Source organism: Pseudidiomarina aquimaris (assembly GCF_003987395.1).
GTDB lineage: Bacteria > Pseudomonadota > Gammaproteobacteria > Enterobacterales > Alteromonadaceae > Pseudidiomarina > Pseudidiomarina aquimaris.
Window position 1 is genome coordinate 172,625 of the sequence record NZ_PIPT01000002.1, and the last position, 25,680, is coordinate 198,304.

Consider the following 25,680-nt stretch of genomic DNA (forward strand, 5'->3'; position numbering starts at 1 on the left):
CATAAAGAAATCCAAAATCGTAAAGTTAAGCCCAATATTATCAACTTTCTGGGCAGGTACTTTGGGAGTATTAGCCACCAAGCGTAAAGGTACAATTTTGACATTTTCAGCGACAGCACCTGATCAACTCAGGCGGCTCCAACACCCAAAATCAAAAAGGCGAGTATTGGAAGGCTGGTTGTTTCTACTAAACATTTAATCGTATTTTAGCAAGATCTCGGCGAATTAAAATCCATTTCCCGCTCTTGCTATCAAGTCTATCTCAAATTACGCGCCACATACGTAATCACGCAAACCATACAAACTCCGCATAATTTTCCTAGTAAACCCAGTCGTTGTGTGCCAAGGGCATTCTGTTCAGCAAATCTCTGCGCTCTCGCCAATCGGGAAGTAGCTTGTCCATATACCCCTTGAAGCGTTCATTGTGATTACGCTCAAGCAAGTGCACCAATTCATGCACTAGGATGTACTCCAAACACTCCGGTGGCTTTTTAGCAAGCTCTAAATTTAGCCAAATGCGCTTTGCCTGAATATTGCAGCTGCCCCACTTGGTTTTCATCTTTTTAATTCCCCAATCTGCAGCTTTAACGCCGATCTTATCTTCCCAAACAGGCAATAACTCAGCGATTCGCGTTTTAAGTGCATCTCGATAATATGAGTTCAGTACCAGTGCCTTGTTCTCAAGCGTTGTTGCGGGATTGACATATAAATGCAATCGACCACGACCTAGCTTGATTTCATGCTTTCCGGAACGCTCGATAAGATTCAGACGATAACGCCTGCCCCACAGGTAATGACATTCACCGCTAACCATTGCTCGATCAGATTGGCGAGGTTGTTTGGCAAAATCACTCTGCTGTTTCTTGATCCAAGGAATGCGGCTGATCACTGCCATACGGATTGCGGTTTCTGTCATAGATTCAGGAGCAGAAACACGCACACGCCCATCAGGTGGCAACACGCTGATATGAAGGTTTTTAATTGCCTTACGATTTAACTGCATCGCAATAGAACCAATTTCTACCTTAGGCATCAATGGTACTCTTTTTGCGCTTTTGCCAATTCCATTACACCCTGAATATCCACCTCATACCCCGTCGTTTCTTCTCGCACCGCATTGGCAATTTCTCGCTCTTTAAAGCGATCTCCCACCCAATCCGCTTTTTTGGTATAACGAATGGCACTATCTATTTTGGTAGCCAGCAATTCATCTTGACCAAAATTATCGTAAAACGCGCGTTTTGGATTAGAGTCCATCGATGGCGGATAGTTAGCCGCTGTCTGCTCCGGACGTATAACCTTACGAGATAGCTCGCGGATTTTTTCCAGATACTCTTGGTATTCAATCGCTTTTTGGCGACGAAGCTCAATCAGCTCGTCCAATAACACCGACATTTGCTCGTAATACTTGGGGTTAACCGGGTTTTCATCAACGATGGTTTTACGCACGTTATTTTCGATGGTTTCGGCCATGGCTTCCTGATTCTTACGAATACTTTCAGGCAAAGCCTCCACGGCATCAGCACCTTTTTCAACGATAAGCTCAATTAGCCCTAGCTCTTCAAAATCCATCAGTACTTCGCTGTCATCCGCACGAATATACATATCTAACAAGTGGCGCATGGCAGGCTCAAAGCGTTTCATTTCTACCAAATCGCCACTGGCCAGTTTTACTTCGTCACGGACTTTTTCAAAATGAGCAACTTCTGTTCTTATCGAGTCTACATCTTGCGCAGAATAGCCTGCATCAGGCATTTCATTGGCGATATTGGCAAACGCACGCAGCAATTTGGCGACGTTCTGATAAAGCGTTAAACGCAGCGCTTCTTTCTCGGTGAGCTCGTCTTGGTTCAGACCTGACTTGCCACAAAAATAATAAATGTAGTCTTCCGTATTGCGTGGCACTTTTACCGGCTCACACAAGGCGCGCACCATTTCCAGCGCATTATCCAAATCGAGCTTGGCTTGCTCTAAACGATCTTTCAGTAGCCCTGCAACGTCTTCCTTGTCATAACCATCAAATGCGCCTTGAGTATAATCAGAAATCGCTTTATCCAACGAGCGGAACAAATCCTTGTAGTCGATGATATACCCGTATTCTTTATCATCGCCATCCAAGCGGTTCACGCGGCAAATGGCCTGAAACAGATTGTGATCAGCCATCTGTTTGTCGATATACAAATAGGTAGCCGAAGGAGCGTCGAAGCCAGTCAGCAACTTATCGACCACGATCAGTAAGCGCATTTGCCCTGGCTCATCAATAAATTGCTTTTTAACTTCTTTTTCAAACTCTTCGACCCGGTTTGCGGCCTTGTCTTCCGGTTGCTCGAAGTAATCCGCAAGCATCTTGCGGTAAATATCGTACTTAAAGAGCTTTTCCGTTAAACCCTCACCGGTTTCTTCCCCTTTAATGCTTGCAGCAGTCGGCTGAAAACTGGTGACAATAGCCACCTTACCGGCTAAATCTGTTTGGCTGAACATTTCATAAGCTTTACAAGCTTGATAGACACTAGAGCAGACCAACATGGCATTGCCGTAGCCATCCATCAGGCGTGGCTTAGTGTCCATATCCAGCAAGATATCATTCACAATTTGCTGCAAACGCGATTTACTGGACAGCACCTTTTGCATGGTGCCCCATTTCTGTTTCAACTGGGTTTTCGCTAATCGAGATAAGCCGCGAGTTTTGGCTTCAAACCATTCATCGACCTTTTTCTGCGAAGTGACATTTTGGTCAATATCTCGTGCTTCGTAGCGTAAATCGAGCACAACGCCATCGGCCACGGCTTCATCAAATTTATAGGTATGAATGTAAGGGCCAAATACCTCAACCGATTTTTTCTTGTCTTTCTTCATCAGCGGCGTGCCGGTAAAGCCGACAAACATGGCTTCTGGCAGAATGGACTTCATCGCTTCGTGCAACTTGCCCGATTGAGTACGGTGACACTCATCCACAAACACAAACAAATCGCCTTTGGCTTTAAAATCCGATGGTAGCGATTTCTTTAACTCGGCAATAAACTCATCCGTCGCGGTATCGTTTTCCGAATCAGACTGCCGACCAAATTTATGGACTAAAGAGCATACCAACCAAGGGTTGGGCTGATTGAGCGTCGCCACCAAATCGGCACCGCTTTTGGTGCGATAAATATCTTCCTCAACACCGGTGAACACTTTTTCAATCTGCTCATCCAGCTCGGTACGATCGGTCACAATCAATACACGTGCGTCTTTGACATTCTCACGTATCCATTTGGCCAGCCATACCATAGTGAGGCTTTTGCCAGAACCTTGCGTATGCCAAATAATGCCGCCTTCACGTCTTGCGATATGGCGTTTCGCGGCTTCAATACCGAAGAACTGATTGTGGCGGCAGGTCTTTTTGATACCGGCATCGAAAATAATAAAATCATGGATAATTTGTAGCAAGCGCGCTTTGTTACACACGCGGCTCAGGTGGAAATCGAGTTTGTGCTCATAAGGATTGGTAAGGTCTTCCTTCCACTCAAGGTAGTGCTTTTCAGGCGTTTCAATGGTGCCGTAACGCAAGCCTTGGGTGTCGTTACCCGCCATCACTAATTGCATGGTGGTAAAGAAGTTGCGGATGAAGTCTTTCTTTTGGTTATCGAGATTCTGCCGAATACCTTCTGAAACCGACACCGACGAGCGCTTTAATTCGATAACGCCCAGCGCAATGCCGTTCACATAGAGCACAATGTCTGGGCGTTTTTTGTTTTCGCCTTTAATCGAGACCTCTTCAGCAATGGCAAAATCGTTCGCCTGTGGATTCTTCCAGTCAATCAACCATACCGTCTCATTGAGATGGCCAGCGCCTTCTTTGTCTTTCACGCCGTAGCGCAGCAGGCGGTAAACCTCTTTGTTGGCGTAATAGAGCTTTTTACCTTCGCCCAGCGCTGCTGCCGTATCCAATTGGCGAATAGCACGATTGATCAACGCCTCGCTGACACCGCGTTTATTTAGCCAATCAACCAGGATATCCACTTCAATATTTTTATTATTAGCGCGATCCTGCCAATCGCCTAAATAGCGATAACCTAAGTCAGTTTGAAAAAACTGAACGATACGATTTTGGGTAGCGCGCTCACGCTGACCTACGTTACTCATCCTAACCTCTAATCAATTCGAAGCTTGTTCCTCTTGACAGTCAAGCAACGATCAAGCAAATTTTACCCTTTAAAATCAATCTTTTATTACTAATTTAGTTGACTTCAACACCACTCAATCAAGCAGCGGTCAAGCAAAAATTCATTTTCTTCGCCTAGCGATATAACACCGTTTTTAAATGATCATCGGTTAATTCAAACTCTGGCTCTTTACCCGTGAGCGCTTTGGTTAGCGGAACAATTTTTGTTCTCACACCCATTCCTCGATAATCGACATAGCCATAATCACGCAAAACTTCCATGACGATGGTATTCCTTGGTGACCGCTGACCTGCCTTCATTTTTTCAACTGTCATTGAATTTGGCAAAGCACCAGGGCTAATCACTTCAAGGCGATTCGAGTACCCTGACACTTCAATCTCAACAAACCGAGTCCAATCGCGGTGAGCCAGTGAGTTAATCAATGCCTCCCTTACGGCTTCAAGGGGATAAAACCACTTTGTTTCCCGTCTCAGCCCTGCATCTACCTCACCAGACTCCTCAGATATAAAGGGTGTCATCGCTTCCATAAAGCGCTCAATAACGCCGCCATCGACCAGGCGTTTATCACCATTATCGAGATCCCAGCGACCAACCATTGGGCCATCTATAATGTCATCCAGCGCTGCTTGGTATTCCTTATCATCGCCAGTAAATGCCATCACTCTTAATCCAGCTTGCTTTAAGTAACGGCGCGGGCTTTTGCCAAACAGCACCAGTCCTGCAATGGTGCAGCAAATGTTACCTGCCGCCTCCGTTAAAAACCCAAGCCCGAGAAGCCTTGCCTGCCATTCTTCAGGAGACTTCGGTACATCTGGATCACGCAAGATATCCCGAACATAATTCATCAGCCGCGCATCATCCAGACAACTGATATCTGTACGAGGAACGGGCATGACTTCAGTGTGTAACATGCCACCCAATTCAAACAGCCTCATTTGCTGCTCTCTGGTCGCCAGTCTGGACGTTGTGCCTACACGAATGTAGATTTCTTCTTTCCCGCTGTGACGAACGACATAAGGCTTTGAGATACCAATAGGGAAGCTCACAACTGCCACGGTTTTGTCATCATCTAACTTTACCTCTTCATAAAAAGGCAAAATCATAGGATGGATTTTGTTCTGAAAAACATTCATCACCCATTCTTCGAGATCGCCCCTTTGAATACCGCTGATTACCCCATCGTCTTCTACGCCAAGCAGTATTCTTCCGCCTTGGAAGTTGGCCATAGCCACCACTTCTTTTGCCAGTTGTTCAGGGCGAATATCGTCCCGCTTAAACTCCACGCCTGAGTTTTCACCATTGGCAATAATTTCTAATAATTCTGTCTTTAACATGCGTTTCTCCCAAGGGGCACAAGTGCTCAATTAAAACCGTATTTCTCACGGCGCTGATTGAACGCACTTTTACCACCTTCCAAAATATCGGCTGCCAGCTCTTGAACTTTGGGTACATCAATAGCCCCTTGCTGCTCTGACAAAATCATCCCTTTACTATCTTCAACACTCAACACACCGATCCATTCTGCATCACCGAATACGGGGATATTGGCATTATGTGTGGCAAACAGAAATTGGCGGCTTAGTTTTGCTCTGCGAAGCTCTGCGACAATTCGTTCGGCAATAAATGCGTTATCCAAATTGTCTTCCGGTTGATCCAAAATCAAAGGGTCTTGATTGTCCAAAAGCAACAAATGCAAAACAGCGGTACACTGCTGCCCCGTCGATAAGTCATCAATAGGGCGAAATACTGCCTCTCGCTCGCCATGGGTCACATTCAGTTCAATGGCCATCGTATCGGGCAGTTGCAACTCTTCCAGCTCTAAGAGCTTTACTTCTGGCAAACGGGTTAAGGCGGTAATAACCGTACCTGTGACGCCAAAGTTCTGGGCTAATTCTGTTTCTCCCTGGCGAATGGTGGCAGCGAGATTACTGGGTGAAAAGTCGCCATCCAGCACCCAAGCCAAGCGCTTAGGCCCTACGCCCTCTAAACTGCATTCGCTAAGAAAATCAACAAACGCTTGGCGGTTCCCTTCCGGCTGCAAGGTAAGCCGAACCTTTTGTTCCAGCTTGCGCGTTAAGCGTTTCACTGATTTCAAAATACTGGTCGCTCTGGCGCTCGTATACTGATCCAACTCCAACAATAGCTTTTTGCGCTGGCCGTACAACTCGTCAATTTGCGCTTGGCGATGTTGTAACGTGGTTTGCTTGGGTCTGATCTGCTCAATTTGCTTCAGCAGCGTCTGATACTCTGCGCCAATTTGCCGTCCCGTTTTACCTTGGCTTGCCGGAATATCTTTAAAGGCTTTTTCTAAATTCTGCTCTTCAGTCTGCTGTTTTTCCAACAACGCTTTCTTAAGCGGTGCCAGCTGTGTATCCGCATTCAAAGCAAGCTGTTCCAGTTGCACTAGCGTTTGCTGTACACCTGCTTTTAAGGCGTCCAACACCAAGCGCTGCTGCCTAAATGAATCAGCATGCGGCAAGCCATCCAATGCGCTATCACTTAAAAAAACCGTATCGGGCAAGCTGTCTTTAAGGGCTTCAATGGCATCTTTTACGCGAGTCACATCTTCATCGACACGCGCTTTTAACTGCTTTTCTTTTTCCAGCTTAGGAATAATTTTCAGCTTTTCTTCAATCCCTAAGGCTTGATACTGCTTAGCCTGATCCAATAGCTTAGGCAGGCGCTCTACCTCGGCTTCAACATCGTCTTTCTGGCTCAGTGCACGCTTGATGGATTCTCGATTTTCTTTCAGTTTTGCCAGCACCTTGGCAATATCGGCATCAAATTGCTCGTGTTCCCCTTCCAAAAAGCGCTCTATAAGCTGATTACGACTATGTTCATCGCGGGTCATTTCATAGATTTCATTTTGCCCGTAAAGCTCAATGCCCGGCAGCAGATCAGTGGGGTGGTAAGGTGAAACATTGCCTTGTTCATCCACCACCACAGGTTGATTACCATATTTTCGACTCACCGTGAATTTACGACCATGCAGCACGGCTGAGCGCAGCGTAATTTCAACTATCCCCCGCTCTTTGCCAAGGTTAGTATCAATCACACTCTTATGCTGTTTTAACGCGTTTTGCGTTTTAGGCTCTAACGCGAATGCGTAGCGAATACACTCCAACAAGGTTGATTTTCCCGTACCACGTCCACCAATAACGGCGTTAAGATGGTCAGACAACTCAATATCAACGCCGTCCAGATAGCCGCCAACAAAGCGAATACGTTCGATGGCAGAGGCATAGTTTTCCGGCTTATCGGAATTTAAACGAACCCTTGAGCCAGCATCCAAAAAAGCCTGTTTAAACGAGGCAAAACAAGGTTTGGTCATCTTGATTAAACAGGAAGCACCTGCTTCTTTTATTTTTTCAGGTGCCTCAACATCAGCTGCGTTAATCGCGGCCATCTCCCGTTCACGTTTATAGTTAGCGTCTTTGTTCAGGAAAACTTTTCGGTAAAAATCATTTTCAACGCCACGCAAATCTTCTATCGAACCCGGTATCTGCGCCGCTAGAAGATCTTGGTGTTGCCATACATGATTCATCTGACCAATTTTGAGCAAACCATTGTCATTGGTACAGTGTGCCGCGAAGATAAAGCCACCTTGCTGATTCACTTCATCAATCAACTGCTCTGCACTTAACCTCGAAGGGCGAACACCGTCCTGAGGATCCAATAGCCGCAAACTACCCAGAATTCGCTCAAGCTCTTGCGCCGATTTGCTTTCATCAAACAAACAGACAAAATGTATTTTTTCGCTTGAAGCAATCTCAAAGCCGGGAAAAACCACGATACCATGTTGATTAAACAAGGTCCGAATCGAGTCAACACCATCTACCGAGCCATGGTCAGCCAAACCGATAATCTCAATGCCCGCCTCCAGTGCAGCATTTAACAACCGCTGGTTATAGTCAGATTCAGACAGACTCTGTTGTTGGCCACGGTATTGAATATAACCCGCTGGATTGACCTGCAACGCACATTTAAAAAAGCGAGCTTTTTTATAACTTTGCTGTTGGTCAGCCATGTTGTGACTCCTTATTTAGCGGTTGCAGCAAGCGTGTCTTACCCGTCAGCAGCTCCTGCATCATGCCTTGTTTGATTTGGCGGGTTTTGCCAAGGCGTTGTTCCAGCGCCTGAATCTCTTCGTCCATATCGGACAGAATGGTGGCGATGGCGGTTTGTTCTTCTATACAAGGTGCTGAAAATTCAAAATTAACAAAATCCTTTTGATACAAGTGGGTAATAGTCGAGCCTGCGGTAATTCTGTTAATGAAATCGTCAAAAACTCTGGATGTAAGTACGTAGAACAAAAAGCGTTGCATCAAATTATTGTTTTTAGGCCTAACAACGAAAACACCACTATTCAACGTGGCAGGCCGACTGAGTGCAGTGACATAACCAACTTTACCAATAGTTCCATCCTTGGTTATTAATACATCATCATTTCTAAGCTGAATATTTTGATCTTGTTTATAACGCCATTCGCTTACATAGAAACATCTTTCCCATTTCACGGCACCCGAATCAAAATCAGTACCAGTTACTAGATAGATATCTCCTGTTGTTTGGTATTCTTTGGTCGTTAACGCTTGCCAACCAATACGAGCTTTTAAAACCGTATCGCGACCAATTGATATACGTTCCCAATCCTCCGGGATTTCCCCTAACTCACTTGGTTTGGTGCCTTTTGGCTTGCCATCTTCACGCAAAGCAAACTGCGGCAGGCGGGTGCGGCCGGTGAGCAGTTGTTGCATGGTGGCGGTTTTGATGGCCTGTTTTTTGGCGATCAGTTCTTCCAGCTCGCTGACTAGCGCATCAACATCGGATAGCGCATTGGCGATGGCGGTTTGTTCTTGGATTTTAGGTAATGGGATTAGCAAGTCTCCGTATTCATTACCATTAATACCTGGCTGCCCACTTCGCATAGAATTCACAGTGACCCAAGACCAATAGCGTTGAGTCTTTAGGTACTGCGATAGAAATCGTGGCTCTAGTTTTTTTTTGTCTGGAGAAACTTTTATCAAGAACCCCGCATACACCAATACACCATCATCTTCTTTGTATAAGTAAGACTTGCCAACGCTTGCCCCTGTCCTAGCTAGAACAACATCACCGTCAGCTAGTTGGTACAAACCTGAAAACGAGCTTCTAACACCAACCTTTTCAGATGGTTTAAAGTAGCCATCTTCAGAAATATCAGTAATCCGAATGTAGACTGGTAACGTTCCTTCAAGCGGAACGGCTGGCGCATTAATTCCATATTTTGGAGGTTCTTTTAATAAATCTCGCAACCGAGATACCCCCCAATGATCTGGAATTACTCCAACGTCTGTTTGCTTATAGCCCGAGGGAATGGCATTCGTAGCCGCCTCGGCCAGATTCTTTGAACTTTTTTCAGCCACTTCGCTCATAGCGCCCACTCCAAACTCATCGCTTTTATGTGGCCTGCCACTTTATCGCTAAGGTTTTCTACCGATTGGGTAAGGGCAGGCAGGGGTTCGCTATAGCGCTCTTCCAACTCTTTCACACGATTAGCCAGTTGCTGGGTAACTCGCTCGATTTCGGCGACGATATTACTTTCAAGCGTTGCTAGCCATTTGTCGTCCACAATCAGGGTTTTGATGTCAATTTCACTAAGCCGTGGGTATTTCTTAAATACTGCCAAGTCGAGCTCAGCTTGCTTCTCTTTTGCTTTTTTCTTTGCTGCTGCCTCTTTCTTCACTAGAGATAAACACTTTTCTAGAGCATCTATTTCATCAGGATCACTCGGATTAACTTTCAGTTCTTTCAATCGAGCATTGATTAACTTTTGAGTCACCTTATCTTTATCATTTTTAGCTTCCAGCAGCAGGTCTTCTTCGCCGGAATGCAATTCCACAAATTCTTCCAGTGTTTGTGTTGCTGCCTCTACATCAGATTCAAGAATTGAAAGTTGCGCTAGCAAATCAGAAAAAAATCGTTTCTCAACCAATGTGCGTGGTATGACTTCTGCGCGATAGCGCTTCCTGGTTATTTCGAAATCATGACTTTCTTTCCATACATTTTTGCCGTCTTTTTTAGTAGGGAATATTTCACGTATTTGCTTACCACCAGTCCAGCCGTCTTGCACCAGCACATAGACATCGTCTTGCATGGACTCCGCCCAGTAATCCATCAAGATTTGGTAGATGTCGTATTTACTAAGTAGTGGCGTTTGTGCATAGCTTTGCAGCAAATCTTCGCTGATGCGATGGATAATTTGTTTAGGCTGTTCGCCTTGCTCAATGGCGTGCAGATTTGAGCGCTGCGCCCACTCGATAAAGGGTTCAAGGCTTTGTGCAGCAAAAGTTTTGAACTCGTCATGGTTAAGGATGGTGCTTTTCACCTCGGAAGCTTTGACCAAGGCTTCGCTATAACCTTCACGTGATGCTTCGAATAAGCTTGCACGAATACTCGGAAAGACTTGCCAGTAACGCTCTAAAGCATCGATATCGCGGTTTGGAATGCCGCCTTGCAGATGGGCGCTTAAATCGTGCAGGTCTTCGGGTTCGCTGCTGTCGATATAACGCGGAATATTGAGGTTGTAGTCGTTACCAGCGATTTCACTTAACGGTACCATACGCGAGTAACGCGGCAGTTCTAGCTGCTTGGTAAAGACATCGACGATTTTGTGAATATCTTGGCTACGCAGGCGGTTTTTATTGCCGTCTTTGGCAAAGCCTTTGCTGGCATCGACCATAAAGATGCCGCTGCGAGCGTTCGCGTGCTCTTTATCAATCACGATAATACAGGCAGGAATGCCGGTGCCGTAAAACAGGTTGGCCGGTAAACCGATTATGCCTTTGATGTAACCTTGCTTGATGAGGTTTTCACGAATGCGCGCTTCGGCGTTGCCACGGAACAACACACCGTGAGGCAGAATGACCGCGCCTTTACCGGTGCTTTTTAAGCTTTTAATGATGTGCAGCAAAAAGGTGTAGTCGCCGTTTTTTTCTGGCGGAATGCCCCAACTGAAACGGCCAAATTCATCCTCTTGCGGGTTAATGCCGCTGGTCCAGTTTTTGTTGGAAAACGGCGGGTTGGCCACAGCGAAATCAAAAGTCTTAAGTTGGCCGTTTGCCTCTTTCCATTGCGGGTCAGCAATGGTGTTGCCTTTCCAGATTTTGGCGGTGGCGTTGTTGTGCAAAATCATGTTCATACGTGCCAAGGCACTGGTAGCGTTGTCCATTTCTTGACCAAAAATCGACAAGCCACGCGGCGCTTCATCACTGGCTTTTAACAACAGGGAGCCCGAGCCGCAGGTTGGGTCGTAGACGGTGGCATCTTGCGGGGTATTACTATCAATACCAATCACTTTAGAAAGGATGCGTGACACTTCGGATGGCGTATAAAACTGTCCTTTGGATTTACCGGATTCGGTGGCAAAGTGGCGCATTAGGTATTCGTAGGCATCACCCAGTAGGTCATCGCCATCGGCGCGGTTATCGCCAAGGTTTAACCCTTCGAAAATGCCGACCAGCTTACCTAGCCGGTCAACCATTTCTTTGCCTTTGCCAAGCTTGTCTTCATCGTTAAAGTCGGCAACGTCTATCACGCCTTTGAGGTCGTTTTCTTCGGCCAGCGCACTGATGACTTTGTTGATTTTGTCGCCAATTTCTTTGTCGCCTTTCAGCGCAACCATATCGTCAAAGCTGGCACCTTGCGGCACTACAATCATGCCGTAAGGGTCGCCTTTGTATTTGTCAGAGACATACTTCATAAACAGCATGGTCAGCACATAGTCTTTGTACTGGCTGGCATCCATACCGCCGCGCAGCTCATCGCAGCTAGCCCAAAGGGAGGAGTAAAGTTCGGTTTTCTTAATGGCCATGGTTGTTCCTTACAGTACCGAGTATTGGCCCGGCACGATTGAATTTGATTCGTTATAGTTTGGCTGTATCGAGCCCGGCCGCTTTCAGGCGCTGAGTCAGATTGCGCATTTTGCTAAATTCGGTGCCAAAGCTGCTTCGCAGGCCTACCCCCTCACAAAACTCTTTGGCGGTGATGTTCTTTAACTCATCTGCATATTTGATCATTTGCAAATGCAGCTCCGCGGTGTATTGCTTGCGAGGTGCCTCTTGCAGGGCCTTTTTGATTTGTGCGTAGATTTCTTGCTCGTTCATTTGGGTACTTGCCACGGCTGATTTTTATAATTTAGCTAAACTAGCTAAATTTCCTTGCGATAGCAATATATCGGCCTATATTACTAATTATCGAATCACCATCGAATGGAGGCTTTTGTGGCTAAAATTACTGGGCTGGATAATCTGCAGAAGGAACTCAAAAAGGCAGAGAAAGCTTTTAAAGAGCTTGATGGGCACTTAGCACGGGTTGAGTTCGATCCTCACGATCCAAGTAGCGTTGAGGCGGCCATTCAATCTATTCATCAAGAGATCGATAGTCGCATCGCCCCATATGGAAATAGCTCTATCATTCGTCCGCTGGCAGAGCAAATGAAAGAGAAATGTCGTGAAAGTATTCTTAATAAGGCCTCAGAGGCTCGGCTTAAGCACGATGAGGATGAATGATGTCGAGAGATGTATTTTCAGAAATTAATAATGCGGTTTTTGATCTTCAAAGTTCCCATCTACAAACATTTGACAGGCCATTACGGAAACTGGCTCAGTTACTCCGCCCCTCCGACCTAGAGCCTTATAACACTGAGCTCACTAAAGGAGTCGATCTTGAAACCTTCCTTGCAGAGAGTGAAGCATCAGGTGGCAATATGGTTGGAACCGCTAAGCTTGCATTCCCCGACAATGATCGAGAGACGATGGGGTTAACACTGTTATTGATTGAAAAATTAGCTGATGACCCAAGCTTTGCAAGAGGCTTTGCCAATCACTTTTTTTACTCTGGTAATAAAATCATTGCAGGCATACATGCACTTACTGGCCAACTTATTATTCCCTTTGTTCGTGATTACAGAAACTACGTTCAATCAAAAGGGAGCACTCAAACTGTGTTAACTCGACCATTCTCTAAGAAAATATTTATTGTTCACGGCCATGACCAAGGCGCGCGCGAAATGGTGGCTCGTTTTATCGAACGTATCGGTTTAGAAGCAATAATTCTTCATGAGCAAGCAAACCAAGGAAGAACCATCATAGAAAAAGTTGACGCGCACCGTGATGTCGGATTTGCCGTTGTACTCCTGACACCGGACGATGAAGGCCGCGCCAAAGGCGGTAGCCTTGAGCCTCGTGCACGTCAAAACGTTTTACTGGAACTCGGTTACTTTATCGGCTGCCTGGGTCGAGACAAAGTTTGTGCGCTCAAACGCGGTTCACTGGAAATACCTAGCGACTTCGCTGGGGTGGTCTGGGAGACGATGGATGATTCCGGCGGCTGGAAGCAACGTCTTGCTCTTGAACTTGATGCCGCAGGTCACAAAATAGACTGGAATAAAGTTATGCGCACTTGATGTGCGCCTCTCCTAAACCAGCCCAGTTTAAGATCAAACTCGTAAATTCTTATCAGCGAACTTATCTTGGTAATACACGTTTCGAATTACACACGTCCCGAGGGCGGTATTTCCTTATCAAACATTTTCAGTATTTTGGCTGACTCGGTGTTTGACGGCAAATCTGCGCCGTCAGGTGGAGCTTTATCGACACTAGCCATTTGTATACCTTTCTGCCGCACATGAAAGGCAATTTGCTGCCATCGGCGCTGCCAAAGCTCTTCACGTTGCTTGTATACTTCGAGCTCTGTTCTAAGACGTGCTAGCTCTACCTGTAGCTCTTCGGCCTCTTTGGTTGCTTGTTCTTTTGTTTTAACCAAGCCACCCGACAATGCTCGTTTGGCGTGGTCATAGGCTGCCTTAATTTCTGATTTTGCTTGAAGTGATTGGCGACTAAAGCCAAAGCGCTCTTCTGGATAAAACGAACTCATTCGGCAAGGTGATCGGCATACCGTGTGCGTCTAGCATGATTGGTATTTGCTCGCCCGTTTTATGAGTCACATCTTTTATACGCATCGTACCGTCCTTGTTTACAAGGAAATACTAGATAAAACCCTATCTTTACAACTTTTGTATTATACGATTTTATAACGAGGCAACTGAAAGCCAAATAAAAAAGCCCCTTATATGTCTACACACATAAAGGGCGTGAAATTAAAAAATACTTTTATAAAACAGTATTGTCGGGAGTTAATTTAAGTCAAACTCTTAACACTTATAGTTTTATATGATTCAGAACGGAATATCGTCATCAAAGTCATTGTCAGGAATAAACGGGTCATTATTCTGTTGTTGCGGCTTTTGTTGCTGCTGTGCAGGCTGTTGCGCTGGGCGTTGTTGCTGCCCTCCGCCGAAACCGCCACCTTGCGACTGTGCTTGCTGGCCACCTTGATTATATGAGCCGCCTTGCGGTTGCCCTTGGTAGCCAGCGCCACCACCAGCGCCACCACGGCTATCTAGCATCTGCAGATCATTGATCACCACTTCGGTAGTGTAGCGCTCTACACCGTCTTGCCCCTGCCACTTACGGGTTTGCAGGCGACCTTCAACATAAACTTTTGAGCCTTTATCAAGGTATTCGCCAGCGATTTCTGCAAGGCGACGATAGGCCACACAACGGTGCCACTCCGTTTGCTCACGTGGCTCCCCGGTCTGTTTGTCTTTCCAAGTTTCGCTGGTGGCAATCGACAAGTTGGCAATCGCTGTATTGTTTTGCGTGTAACGGATCTCTGGCTTTGCGCCCAAGTTACCGATAAGAATGACTTTATTGATGCCGCGACTGGCCATGCCTTGCTCCTTTCCTCATGATTGATACGGCTTCACGAGCGCCGTAACTTGTTCTTCATTGTAATCAGTTTTGTGTACTTTTAAATAGGCGATTTGTTCGCTGGCAACCAAACGAACTTCTTCGACGCCAGCGCCCTCTGCAAGCTCTGTTGCCAAGGATTCGATCTCTGCATTGCTCAGCTGACGCAATTTGAAACTCACATTTTGCCACTGGGGCGGTGGTGTCATGCCCAAACTGACAAGCAACCAACATAGTAACAGCACCAAGCTAAAAGCGACAACGCCAATCAGGCCTCCCCATTGCAAAATCGCACCGCCTGCTGCACCTCCAACGAACGCACCAGCAAACTGTGAAGTGGCATAGATACCGCTGGCACTTCCTTTGCGGCCTGCAGGAGCAAAGCGCGTTAGTATTGACGGCAGCGTCGCTTCCAAGAAGTTGAACCCAGTAAAAAAGATGAGCACGGCCGCAACATAAATCAGCCAAGACCCCTCACTAAATCCGATAATAGCCACCGCAGCGGCAAGCAAAACAATGGCAATTCGGAAAAACAAAGGTTGCTGGCGACGTTTTTCGGCAATGATCAGCATCGGCACCATAAATACGAACGAGCCCAGTAAAGTTGGCAGGTAGAGCCAAGCATGCTGTTCACTGGCGAGACCACCGGCCACCAACTGGGTCGGAACAACGACAAAAAATGCCGTCAGCAAGCAGTGCAAGATGAAAACACCGACGTTCAGCCGTGCTAATTGTCCGTGTTTGAGAATCAAACCGAATTCTTTGCTACTCGGTAGCAAATCACCACGCGCAGCGCGCACTTCGACTTTAGGAACTGCGAAATAGAACACCAATATGCCAAAGACAGCGCTTATTGCTGTGAACAAGAAGAGTCCAGACAATCCAATGTAGGGGCCCATTAACGGGCCTAATATCAACGCCAAGGCAAATGCGAGACCAATGCACATGCCAATCATCGCCATGACTTTGGGTCGTTGCGAATCGCGAGTAATGTCCGCGGCCAACGCTAATATTGCTGCGGCAATCGCGCCCATACCTTGCAGTGCACGCCCAATCACCACGCCAGCGAGCGAGTCAGCATAGGCTGCGACTAAACTGCCGATGACGAAAACAAGTAAACCACCCATAATCACGGGCCGGCGACCAATCTTGTCGGACAGCATCCCCATTGGGATCTGCAGCAGCGCTTGCGTTAAACCATAAGCACCAATCGCGAGGCCGACCAAGAGTGGTGTGTAATCTGGGTAAGCCTGACCATAAATTGCCATCACCGGCATGATCAAAAACAGGCCTAACATCCGTAATCCAAAGACAGCAGCTAAGGCACCGGATGCGCGGCGTTCGAGGGGACTCAGACGTTGTTCATTCGCAGACTTTGGCATCAATCTCTCATTCTTATGAATTCAATGTGTTCGAGCTAGCGACAAAAATTTGCTGGTGATTGTACCAGAAGGTGGTCACTGTGCGATAATGCTCGTTTCACATTCGCCAACGGAGTTACAGGTTACCCCTATGGACTTTATTGAAGTACGCGGCGCTCGCACCCATAACCTTAAAAATCTGCAGCTTACCATGCCACGCGATAAACTTATCGTGATCACCGGGCTATCCGGTTCCGGCAAATCGTCGTTGGCGTTTGATACGCTTTACGCCGAAGGGCAACGCCGCTATGTCGAATCACTTTCGGCTTATGCACGGCAGTTCTTGTCGCTAATGGAAAAGCCTGACGTCGATAGTATCGAAGGACTTTCACCAGCGATTTCCATTGAACAAAAATCGACCTCGCATAACCCGCGCTCGACGGTCGGCACCATCACCGAGATCTATGATTATCTGCGCTTGATGTTCGCCCGCGTCGGCGAACCGCGCTGTCCGACCCATGACGAGCCGTTAGCGGCACAAACCGTTTCACAGATGGTCGACCAGGTATTGGAGCTGCCAGAAGGCGAAAAGCTTATGATCTTGGCGCCTATTATCCAAGATCGTAAAGGCGAACATACCAAAGTACTCGACAATCTCGCCGCGCAAGGCTTTATTCGTGCGCGCATCGATGGCGAACTTTGTGACCTCAGCGATCCACCGAAGTTGGAGTTGCAGAAGAAACACACCATTGAGGTGGTGGTCGACCGTATTAAGGTGCGCGACGGACTGGAATTACGTCTTGCTGAATCATTTGAAACCGCATTAGAGCTAAGCGGCGGTACTGCGATTGTGGCGCCAATGGACGACGACTCGCAACTCGCTGCGATGATCTTCTCAGCGAACTTCGCCTGTCCGCACTGTGGCTACAGCATGCAAGAGTTAGAACCACGATTGTTCTCGTTTAATAATCCAGCTGGCGCTTGTAGCTCCTGTGACGGTCTCGGTATCGAGCAGTTCTTCGATCCACAGAAAGTCATTAACAACGATGAACTCAGTCTGACCGGCGGCGCCATTCGTGGTTGGGATAAACGCAACTTCTACTATTATCAAATGTTGCAATCACTGGCGAAGCATTATGGTTTCGACCTCAATCAGCCGTTTAACTCGTTAAGTGACGAGCATCGCCAAGTCATTCTTTACGGTAGTGGTCGGCAAGAAATTGAGTTTACCTACATGAATGATCGTGGCGACCGCGTCGTTCGTCGCCACGCCTTTGAGGGCATCATTCCGAATATGCAGCGGCGCTATCGTGAAACCGACTCGACCGCGGTGCGTGAAGAGTTAGCCAAATACCTGGCGGCGCAACCTTGTAAAAGTTGCGGAGGTACCCGTCTACGCGAAGAGGCTCGCCATGTTTATGTGAACAACACCACCTTGCCGGAAGTGGTCGCCCGTTCGATCGGGGATGCGCTAGAATTCTTTACAGGTCTCGAACTCGACGGGCAAAAAGCCCAAATCGCAGAGAAAATCTTAAAAGAGATCAACGACCGTTTAGGTTTCTTGGTGAACGTCGGTCTAAATTACCTCAGCCTGTCACGGAGTGCAGAAACGCTCTCCGGTGGTGAAGCACAGCGGATTCGCTTGGCCAGTCAAATTGGTGCAGGTTTAGTAGGCGTCATGTATGTGCTCGACGAACCATCCATTGGTTTGCACCAACGTGATAATGAGCGTTTGCTCAACACCCTCACCCGCCTGCGTGACCTTGGCAACACGGTCATCGTCGTCGAACATGATGAAGATGCCATTCGCGCCGCCGACTACGTGATCGATATTGGTCCGGGCGCCGGCGTACATGGCGGCGAAGTAGTGGCCGAAGGCCAGCTTGAGGATATCCTAAAAAGTGAGCGCTCGCTTACCGCGGACTACTTGTCAGGTAGAAAGCAAATTGAGGTGCCCAAGGAACGTAATCAACCGAGTGACAAGTGGCTGACCCTTGAAGGAGCAACCGGGAATAACTTAAAAGACGTGACCCTGAAGCTTCCTGTTGGCCTGATGTCGTGTGTAACCGGTGTATCTGGATCAGGAAAGTCAACGTTGATAAACGATACCCTGTTCCGTATCGCACATCGTGATTTGAACAAGGCAACGGCCAACGAACCAGCTCCGTACCGTGACATCGATGGCATGCAGTACCTCGACAAGGTGGTTGATATCGACCAAAGTCCGATTGGTCGTACACCGCGTTCGAATCCTGCAACTTACACCGGTATCTTTACGCCAATTCGCGAACTCTTTGCTGGTACCGAAGAAGCACGTTCGCGTGGCTATAAGCCGGGCCGTTTTAGTTTTAACGTGCGCGGCGGTCGCTGTGAGGCCTGTCAGGGTGATGGCGTCATCAAAGTAGAGATGCACTTTTTGCCTGACGTCTATGTTCCCTGTGATATTTGTAAGGGCAAGCGCTACAACCGCGAAACCTTAGAGATCAAATATAAAGGTCGCAGCATTCACGAAGTACTCGAAATGACAGTTGAAGACGCCCGCGACTTCTTTGCGCCGGTTCCGGCTATTGCACGTAAGTTGCAAACGCTGATGGACGTTGGCCTTAGCTATATTCGTTTAGGCCAATCGGCGACCACACTATCCGGTGGTGAAGCGCAGCGAGTGAAGCTTTCCCGCGAGCTTTCTAAGCGTGATACGGGTAAGACACTCTACATCCTCGACGAGCCGACGACCGGTCTGCACTTCCATGACATCCAGCAGCTCTTGACGGTGCTCCACCGATTGCGGGACCATGGCAATACGATTGTGATTATTGAGCACAATCTCGATGTCATTAAGACGGCGGACTGGATTGTCGATCTAGGCCCTGAAGGTGGTGCTGGCGGCGGTGAAATACTTACAGAGGGAGCTCCTGAAGCGATTGTTAAGTGTGAACGTTCGCATACCGCACGCTTCTTGGCACCCTTGCTAGAGCAGTAAGTAACAAACATTAGGGACGAGCGATGACACACGATGTGATCAGTGGCGGGCAATCGATTCATGCCCCAGATAACCTGAAGAAACTGCTGCAATCCATATTGCAGCAGGCGCTAACCGTGAACGACGGCAAGGTCGCTGATTACATCCCGGCCCTTGCCGAAGTGAAGTCTGATTATTGCGCCCTCACGGTCGCCACACTTGATGGTAAGGTGACCTCAGTAGGGGATGCTTCAACCCCTTTCTCTATCCAGTCGATTTCTAAAATTTTTGGCCTAATGCTCGCAATGGAACGCATGGGCGATAGCTTGTGGGAACGAGTGCAAATGGAACCCTCAGGCCAACCGTTTAACTCAATCGTACAGCTTGAATGGGAACGCGGTATTCCGCGCAATCCGATGATTAATGCCGGTGCGATTTTGGTTAGCGATGTTCTAGTAAGCCATTATTCAGCAAGTAAATCAGCTGTGCTAAGCATGGTGAGAGGCTTATGTAATCGCGACACCGTTGGTGTCGACAGCCGCGTTCACGAGTCTGAGAAAGACCATGGTGCACGCAATGCTGCGTTAGCCTATTTGATGAAGAGCTTTGGCAACATCGAGTCGGATGTCGAAGAGGTGCTTGATCATTACTTTTGGCAATGCGCGCTTACCATGTCAACGGAAGACTTGGCGCGGAGTTTCGCCTTTTTAGCAAATCGCGGCAAATGTCCGCGCAGTGGCAAACAAATCACCTCTCACCGCGACGCACAGCGCATCAACGCACTGCTCAGTACTAGCGGTATGTACGACCAATCGGGGCAATTTGCTTTTACCGTAGGGTTACCGGCGAAAAGTGGTGTCGGTGGTGGTATTGTGGCAATAGTTCCCGACTATGGAGTGATTGCAGCGTGGTCTCCACCCCTCAACAGCTTCGGCAACTCGGCACGCGGCATGGCAATGATCCGGAACCTCGCTAATCAGTTGGGTTTGAGTGTCTACTAGCTTTTAGTGATCGATAAGATATCCACTCGTTTTGGCGGCCAAGGTAACTGATATTTTTTGAGAAGCTGTGTGAGTATTCCCTGCTCAATAAGCGGCTGCAGTACTCGCTGCCAATCCGCCAAGGCAAATCCCTTTTCCGGATTAACCAAGGTGCGAAGTTCGTATTCACCATACGGCGTTGGATTCACAAGTAACCGTTCAAACCAGGGCTGGTCTTGCAACTGTACTAAATACTCATCATGTATCATGACGACGTCCAGTCGGCCATTAAGCAACATACGAATGTTGATCTCATGGCTTAATGACAAATACACGTTGAAGTGTTCTTCAAGCAAGTCTGAATCGGTACGATTGCCTAAGAACGGATAGTGGTAACCGGTAAGCCCGCCAAAACGTAAATCTTTACGCTGGAAAAAAGCTGCGTCGCGTTGATCTTTCTTTTTGACCGCAATAAAACGCTCCGCACCCAGCACCAACACCCTACCCGCCTCGATCTGCGGAAGTTGCTCGTCCCAGCCCCATGTTGGAGATTCAAATAAAATCAGATGGCAACAGCCAGCATCACTTAGGGCTTTAAAACGGGCTTTAGATGGAACGTCATACAGTTCGAAACGATAGTCGTTTTGCGAGGCATTGAGCGCCGTAATAAGGTCACCAACCAGGTGCTCAGTATCGTAGGCAGAGAAATAGGGAGGGAAATCGTACGCAGCAATACGAATTGTCTCTGCGGCGCGACTGGTATTGGTTAATGAAACCGTGAATAGGGTAATGAATAAGATAACTAGGTATCGCACGGCATCCTCAACGAAGCGAAGTCTGCAGCTATATTCGTCAGCACAGCCACAAAAGTCAAGAGCCAAGCAAAGAGCGTTGTTCGATGTTCGCTGTTCGCACGTTCGCTGCGCTCACTTTTCGTTGAAAGCGTTTGATGTTTCATGTTTTGGGTTTAAACGAACAGCGAACAGCGAATAGCAAACATCGCCTTTCACGCATTAAAAAAGGGAGCCGAAGCTCCCTTTTTCATATGCGTCAGATAAACGCGGCGATATTAATCTAAGATTTTAGATACTACGCCGGCGCCTACTGTACGGCCACCTTCACGGATTGCGAAGCGCAAGCCTTCGTCCATCGCGATTGGGTGAATCAAGTCAACAACGAATTTCAAGTTGTCGCCTGGCATTACCATTTCTACGCCTTCTGGCAACTGGACTGCACCAGTTACGTCAGTCGTACGGAAGTAGAACTGTGGACGATAGCCTTTGAAGAACGGAGTATGACGGCCGCCTTCTTCTTTGGTCAATACGTACACTTCTGCTTCGAACTTGGTGTGTGGAGTGATTGAACCTGGCTTCGCCAATACTTGGCCACGCTGGATCTCGTCACGCTTCGTACCACGCAACAATGCACCGATGTTCTCACCTGCACGACCTTCGTCAAGCAACTTACGGAACATCTCTACACCAGTTACAGTTGTCTTCGTAGTATCTTTGATACCTACGATTTCTACTTCGTCACCAGTGCGCACGATACCGCGCTCTACACGACCAGTTACTACAGTACCACGACCTGAGATCGAGAATACGTCTTCGATTGGCATGATGAACGGCTTGTCGATGTCACGCTCTGGCTCTGGGATGTATGAATCCAAAGCTTCTGCCAACTCAAGAATTTTCGCTTCCCACTGCTCTTCGCCTTCCAACGCTTTCAACGCTGAACCTTGAATCACTGGCAAGTCGTCACCTGGGAAGTCGTACTCAGAAAGAAGTTCACGAACTTCCATCTCTACCAATTCCAACAACTCTTCGTCGTCTACCATGTCACATTTGTTCATGAAAACAACGATGAAAGGTACGCCTACCTGACGTGACAACAAGATGTGCTCACGTGTTTGTGGCATAGGACCGTCAGTTGCAGCTACTACCAAGATAGCGCCGTCCATCTGCGCAGCACCGGTGATCATGTTTTTCACATAGTCAGCGTGTCCTGGGCAGTCTACGTGTGCGTAGTGACGAGTAGGAGTATCGTACTCAACGTGTGAAGTTGAGATGGTGATACCACGCGCTTTTTCTTCTGGCGCGTTATCGATGGCAGCAAAGTCTTTCGCGGCGCCACCGTAGGTTTTTGCCAATACGGTTGTAATGGCAGCAGTCAGAGTAGTTTTACCATGGTCAACGTGGCCGATAGTACCAACGTTAACGTGCGGTTTCGAACGTTCAAATTTTTCTTTTGACATGACTTTTCCTTAACTTAAGTTAAAAGTCCGGTCCCGTAGAGAACCGGACCAGACTCTACTTAATCTTTAGTTTGACGAGCGGCAATAACCTGCTCAGCAATGTTGTTTGGTGCTTCAGCGTACTTCAAGAATTCCATCGCATAAGATGCACGGCCCTGAGTCTGCGAACGCAGGTCAGTAGCGTAACCGAACATTTCTGATAATGGAACTTGTGCGCGAACTTCTTTCAAATCACCAGCGGCATCTTCCATGCCTTCGATGATACCGCGACGACGGTTCAAGTCACCAACTACGTCACCCATGAATTCTTCAGGAGTAACAACTTCAACTTTCATCATTGGTTCTAAAATCGCTGGGTTAGCTTGTAATGCACCTTTCTTGAAGGCCATGCTACCGGCGATTTTAAACGCCATTTCTGATGAGTCAACATCGTGGTATGAACCATCATACAACGTTGCTTTTACGCCAAGTAGTGGGTAGCCAGCAAGTACACCATTTTGCATTTGCTCTTGGATACCTTTGTCTACCGCAGGAATGTATTCCTTCGGTACCACACCACCTACGATTTCGTTAATGAATTCGTAGTTAGGCGTTTCGTCGTCAGAAGCGTCAAATTCCATAGGTTCAAGCTTCAACCAAACGTGACCGAATTGACCACGACCACCTGATTGACGTACGAACTTACCTTCCACTTCAACGCCCTTACGGATCGTTTCACGGTAAGCAACCTGAGGTTTACCTACGTTACATTCAACGTTGAATTCACGCTTCATACGGTCAACGATGATATCAAGGTGAAGCTCACCCATACCAGAAATGATCGTTTGACCAGACTCTTCGTCAGTCTTCACGCGGAACGACGGATCTTCTGCAGCCAACTTACCTAAAGCAATACCCATTTTTTCTTGGTCAGCTTTAGTTTTTGGTTCAACTGCAACAGAGATTACTGGCTCTGGGAATTCCATACGCTCAAGCGTGATGACGTTGTTCGGATCACACAAAGTGTCACCAGTCGTAACATCTTTCAGGCCGATCGCTGCAGCAATGTCACCTGCCAAGATTTCTTTGATTTCTTGACGGTCGTTTGCATGCATCTGAACCATACGGCCGATACGCTCACGCTTGCTCTTCACTGGGTTAAATACGGTGTCACCTTGTGACAGTACGCCCGAGTAAACGCGCAAGAACGTCAAAGTACCAACAAATGGGTCAGTCGCGATTTTAAATGCCAACGCTGAGAACGGTTCTGAGTCATCTGATTTACGAATACCTTCAGACTCGTCTTCCAGAATACCGCGAATCGCTTTAACTTCTGTTGGTGACGGAAGATACTCGATAACAGCATCAAGTACAGCCTGAACACCTTTGTTCTTAAATGCAGAACCACACAAAGTAAGCACGATCTCGTTGTTCAAGGTACGCTCACGCAAACCTTGCTTGATCTCTGCTTCTGACAACTCACCTTCTTCAAGGTATTTGTTCATCAGTTCTTCGTTGGCTTCGGCAGCTGCTTCTACCAATTCAGCGTGAAGCTCTTCAGCTTGGTCTTGAAGTTCCGCAGGGATCGCTTCGTAAGTGAAGGTCATACCTGAGTCTTCTTCATTCCAGTTGATAGCTTTCATTTTTACGAGGTCAACAACACCTTTGAAGTTGTCTTCTGCACCGATGTTCAAATGAATCGGAACAGCAGTTGCGTTCAAACGCGTTTTTAACTGACCTACAACACGCATGTAGTCAGCACCAGCACGGTCCATCTTGTTGACGAACACCATACGTGGAACTTCATACTTGTTGGCCTGACGCCATACAGTTTCAGTTTGCGGCTGCACACCAGATGAACCACAAAGCACAACGACCGCACCATCAAGTACACGCAAAGAACGTTCTACTTCGATAGTGAAGTCAACGTGTCCTGGAGTATCGATGATGTTGATACGGTGCTCAGGGAACTGCTGGTCCATACCTTTCCAGAAACAGGTTACGGCAGCAGAGGTAATGGTAATACCACGCTCTTGTTCCTGCGCCATCCAGTCAGTTGTTGCCGCACCGTCATGCACCTCACCCAATTTGTGAGATAGACCGGTGTAGAACAATACCCGTTCTGTGGTGGTCGTTTTACCTGCGTCTACGTGAGCACAGATACCGATATTACGGTAGCGCTCAATCGAAGTTTTACGAGCCATAAATTCCTCTTTAGGTTAACTGTGAGTTTACCAGCGATAATGGGCGAACGCTTTGTTCGCTTCGGCCATACGGTGGACGTCTTCACGCTTCTTCACAGCAGAGCCTTTATTTTCAGATGCGTCTAGCATTTCACCTGCTAGGCGCTGAGCCATGGATTTTTCACCCCGAGTACGCGCGGCATCAACTAACCAACGCATAGCCAGTGCATTACGACGCACTGGACGAACTTCTACAGGTACCTGGTAAGTTGAACCACCAACGCGGCGTGACTTAACCTCGACTGTAGGACGAACGTTGTCCAATGCTTCTTCAAATACTTCTAAGTGCTCTTTCTTGGTCTTTTCAGCCATGATGTCTAAAGCACCGTAGATAATTTTCTCTGCGACAGATTTTTTGCCGTCAACCATGACGACATTGATAAATTTAGCCAACAACTCTGATCCGAACTTAGGATCCGGCAGGATTTTACGTTGACCAATGACGCGTCTTCTAGGCATCTTAATATTCTCCGATTAATTCAGGGTTTTCCCCAAAACATTTAAATTACAGTGTTTGGCCTTACTAACGGAGAACCGTTAAGACTTCGGCCGCTTCGCGCCGTACTTCGAACGACCTTGACGTCGATCGTTTACGCCAGCACAGTCAAGCGCACCGCGCACTGTGTGATAACGAACACCTGGCAAGTCTTTTACACGACCGCCGCGAATCAATACGACTGAGTGCTCTTGCAAGTTGTGACCTTCACCACCGATGTACGAAGAAACTTCGAAACCGTTCGTCAAACGCACACGGCATACTTTACGTAGCGCTGAGTTCGGCTTTTTCGGGGTGGTTGTGTAAACACGGGTACATACACCGCGTTTTTGTGGGCAAGCCTCAAGTGCCGGAACGTTGCTTTTAACAACCGGCTTTTGACGACCTTTGCGCACCAGCTGATTAACTGTTGCCATTCATAACTCCTGATTTTGTTGATGTCGCTCAACAGA

19 protein-coding genes are annotated in these 25,680 nt (G+C 47.4%); 4 read left to right on the plus strand and 15 right to left on the minus strand.

Annotated elements, in window-relative coordinates:
• Nucleotides 1–319: 319 nt before the first annotated feature.
• The 7 genes from CWE21_RS03815 to CWE21_RS03845 form a co-directional block, all read right to left on the minus strand.
• Entirely contained in the window at nucleotides 320–1,033 is a 714-nt protein-coding gene (locus CWE21_RS03815) for a M48 family metallopeptidase (RefSeq protein WP_126833143.1), read from the minus strand.
• The gene (locus CWE21_RS03820) at nucleotides 1,033–4,125 is read right to left on the minus strand and encodes a type I restriction endonuclease subunit R (protein WP_126833144.1); all 3,093 of its coding nucleotides are present in this window, start codon (nucleotides 4,123–4,125) and stop codon (nucleotides 1,033–1,035) included. Before CWE21_RS03820 ends, CWE21_RS03815 begins: the two co-directional genes overlap by 1 nt.
• Before the next feature lie 154 nt (nucleotides 4,126–4,279).
• A complete protein-coding gene (locus tag CWE21_RS03825) occupies nucleotides 4,280–5,500 on the minus strand; it encodes an RNA-binding domain-containing protein (protein ID WP_053034688.1) in 1,221 nt (406 codons plus the stop codon).
• A gap of 26 nt (nucleotides 5,501–5,526) precedes the next feature.
• Nucleotides 5,527–8,193, minus strand: a complete 2,667-nt coding sequence (locus tag CWE21_RS03830; protein ID WP_126833145.1) for a TrlF family AAA-like ATPase — start codon at nucleotides 8,191–8,193, stop codon at nucleotides 5,527–5,529.
• Complete coding sequence (locus tag CWE21_RS03835; RefSeq protein WP_126833146.1) at nucleotides 8,186–9,580, minus strand: restriction endonuclease subunit S; 1,395 nt, start codon at nucleotides 9,578–9,580, stop codon at nucleotides 8,186–8,188. Before CWE21_RS03835 ends, CWE21_RS03830 begins: the two co-directional genes overlap by 8 nt.
• The gene (locus tag CWE21_RS03840; RefSeq protein WP_126833147.1) at nucleotides 9,577–12,018 is read right to left on the minus strand and encodes a type I restriction-modification system subunit M; all 2,442 of its coding nucleotides are present in this window, start codon (nucleotides 12,016–12,018) and stop codon (nucleotides 9,577–9,579) included. Before CWE21_RS03840 ends, CWE21_RS03835 begins: the two co-directional genes overlap by 4 nt.
• 52 nt (nucleotides 12,019–12,070) lie before the next feature.
• Complete coding sequence (locus CWE21_RS03845; RefSeq protein WP_126833148.1) at nucleotides 12,071–12,310, minus strand: HTH-like domain-containing protein; 240 nt, start codon at nucleotides 12,308–12,310, stop codon at nucleotides 12,071–12,073.
• Between the two features lie 117 nt (nucleotides 12,311–12,427).
• On the opposite strand from CWE21_RS03845, the gene CWE21_RS03850 reads away from it, so the two are divergent.
• Entirely contained in the window at nucleotides 12,428–12,715 is a 288-nt protein-coding gene (locus CWE21_RS03850) for a hypothetical protein (RefSeq protein ID WP_126833149.1), read from the plus strand.
• Entirely contained in the window at nucleotides 12,712–13,611 is a 900-nt protein-coding gene (locus CWE21_RS03855; RefSeq protein ID WP_241970214.1) for a TIR domain-containing protein, read from the plus strand. Before CWE21_RS03850 ends, CWE21_RS03855 begins: the two co-directional genes overlap by 4 nt.
• Nucleotides 13,612–13,697: 86 nt before the next feature.
• Here CWE21_RS03855 and CWE21_RS03860 read toward each other — a convergent pair whose 3' ends face one another.
• From CWE21_RS03860 to CWE21_RS03875, 3 genes are all read right to left on the minus strand, one after another.
• Nucleotides 13,698–14,081: a protein kinase gene (locus CWE21_RS03860; protein WP_126833150.1), complete on the minus strand. Its 384-nt coding sequence runs from the start codon at nucleotides 14,079–14,081 to the stop codon at nucleotides 13,698–13,700.
• 301 nt (nucleotides 14,082–14,382) lie between these two features.
• The gene (gene ssb / locus CWE21_RS03870) at nucleotides 14,383–14,937 is read right to left on the minus strand and encodes a single-stranded DNA-binding protein (RefSeq protein WP_126833151.1); all 555 of its coding nucleotides are present in this window, start codon (nucleotides 14,935–14,937) and stop codon (nucleotides 14,383–14,385) included.
• Nucleotides 14,938–14,952: 15 nt separating this feature from the next.
• Entirely contained in the window at nucleotides 14,953–16,338 is a 1,386-nt protein-coding gene (locus CWE21_RS03875; protein WP_126833152.1) for an MFS transporter, read from the minus strand.
• Nucleotides 16,339–16,468: 130 nt separating this feature from the next.
• On the opposite strand from CWE21_RS03875, the gene uvrA reads away from it, so the two are divergent.
• Entirely contained in the window at nucleotides 16,469–19,297 is a 2,829-nt protein-coding gene (uvrA, locus tag CWE21_RS03880; protein ID WP_126833153.1) for an excinuclease ABC subunit UvrA, read from the plus strand.
• A gap of 23 nt (nucleotides 19,298–19,320) precedes the next feature.
• Nucleotides 19,321–20,277 (plus strand): glutaminase A, encoded by a 957-nt coding sequence (glsA, locus tag CWE21_RS03885; protein ID WP_126833154.1) that lies wholly within the window; start codon nucleotides 19,321–19,323, stop codon nucleotides 20,275–20,277.
• Here the strand turns inward: glsA and CWE21_RS03890 are convergent.
• The 5 genes from CWE21_RS03890 to rpsL all read right to left on the minus strand — a co-directional run bounded on the left by CWE21_RS03890 (nucleotide 20,274) and on the right by rpsL (nucleotide 25,644).
• Nucleotides 20,274–21,071: a type 2 periplasmic-binding domain-containing protein gene (locus tag CWE21_RS03890; protein WP_126833155.1), complete on the minus strand. Its 798-nt coding sequence runs from the start codon at nucleotides 21,069–21,071 to the stop codon at nucleotides 20,274–20,276. The genes glsA and CWE21_RS03890 overlap by 4 nt on opposite strands.
• 254 nt (nucleotides 21,072–21,325) lie before the next feature.
• Complete coding sequence (gene tuf / locus CWE21_RS03895) at nucleotides 21,326–22,510, minus strand: elongation factor Tu (RefSeq protein WP_126833156.1); 1,185 nt, start codon at nucleotides 22,508–22,510, stop codon at nucleotides 21,326–21,328.
• Nucleotides 22,511–22,569: 59 nt separating this feature from the next.
• Nucleotides 22,570–24,693 carry an elongation factor G gene (gene fusA, locus CWE21_RS03900; RefSeq protein ID WP_126833157.1) on the minus strand — a complete coding sequence of 708 codons (2,124 nt, stop codon included), beginning with the start codon at nucleotides 24,691–24,693 and terminating at the stop codon, nucleotides 22,570–22,572.
• Nucleotides 24,694–24,720: 27 nt separating this feature from the next.
• Nucleotides 24,721–25,191, minus strand: coding sequence for a 30S ribosomal protein S7 (gene rpsG, locus CWE21_RS03905; protein WP_126771749.1), 471 nt, complete (start codon nucleotides 25,189–25,191; stop codon nucleotides 24,721–24,723).
• A gap of 78 nt (nucleotides 25,192–25,269) precedes the next feature.
• Nucleotides 25,270–25,644 carry a 30S ribosomal protein S12 gene (gene rpsL, locus CWE21_RS03910; protein WP_126833158.1) on the minus strand — a complete coding sequence of 125 codons (375 nt, stop codon included), beginning with the start codon at nucleotides 25,642–25,644 and terminating at the stop codon, nucleotides 25,270–25,272.
• Between the last annotated feature and the right edge of the window lie 36 nt (nucleotides 25,645–25,680).

Coding starts and splice junctions, on each gene's coding strand:
- CWE21_RS03815 (WP_126833143.1), bottom strand. CDS start 1,033: ATGCCTAAGGTAGAAATTGGTTCTATTGCGATGCAGTTAAATCGTAAG.
- CWE21_RS03820 (WP_126833144.1), bottom strand. CDS start 4,125: ATGAGTAACGTAGGTCAGCGTGAGCGCGCTACCCAAAATCGTATCGTT.
- CWE21_RS03825 (WP_053034688.1), bottom strand. CDS start 5,500: ATGTTAAAGACAGAATTATTAGAAATTATTGCCAATGGTGAAAACTCA.
- CWE21_RS03830 (WP_126833145.1), bottom strand. CDS start 8,193: ATGGCTGACCAACAGCAAAGTTATAAAAAAGCTCGCTTTTTTAAATGT.
- CWE21_RS03835 (WP_126833146.1), bottom strand. CDS start 9,580: ATGAGCGAAGTGGCTGAAAAAAGTTCAAAGAATCTGGCCGAGGCGGCT.
- CWE21_RS03840 (WP_126833147.1), bottom strand. CDS start 12,018: ATGGCCATTAAGAAAACCGAACTTTACTCCTCCCTTTGGGCTAGCTGC.
- CWE21_RS03845 (WP_126833148.1), bottom strand. CDS start 12,310: ATGAACGAGCAAGAAATCTACGCACAAATCAAAAAGGCCCTGCAAGAG.
- CWE21_RS03855 (WP_241970214.1), top strand. CDS start 12,712: ATGATGTCGAGAGATGTATTTTCAGAAATTAATAATGCGGTTTTTGAT.
- CWE21_RS03860 (WP_126833150.1), bottom strand. CDS start 14,081: ATGAGTTCGTTTTATCCAGAAGAGCGCTTTGGCTTTAGTCGCCAATCA.
- ssb (WP_126833151.1), bottom strand. CDS start 14,937: ATGGCCAGTCGCGGCATCAATAAAGTCATTCTTATCGGTAACTTGGGC.
- CWE21_RS03875 (WP_126833152.1), bottom strand. CDS start 16,338: ATGCCAAAGTCTGCGAATGAACAACGTCTGAGTCCCCTCGAACGCCGC.
- uvrA (WP_126833153.1), top strand. CDS start 16,469: ATGGACTTTATTGAAGTACGCGGCGCTCGCACCCATAACCTTAAAAAT.
- glsA (WP_126833154.1), top strand. CDS start 19,321: ATGACACACGATGTGATCAGTGGCGGGCAATCGATTCATGCCCCAGAT.
- tuf (WP_126833156.1), bottom strand. CDS start 22,510: ATGTCAAAAGAAAAATTTGAACGTTCGAAACCGCACGTTAACGTTGGT.
- fusA (WP_126833157.1), bottom strand. CDS start 24,693: ATGGCTCGTAAAACTTCGATTGAGCGCTACCGTAATATCGGTATCTGT.
- rpsG (WP_126771749.1), bottom strand. CDS start 25,191: ATGCCTAGAAGACGCGTCATTGGTCAACGTAAAATCCTGCCGGATCCT.
- rpsL (WP_126833158.1), bottom strand. CDS start 25,644: ATGGCAACAGTTAATCAGCTGGTGCGCAAAGGTCGTCAAAAGCCGGTT.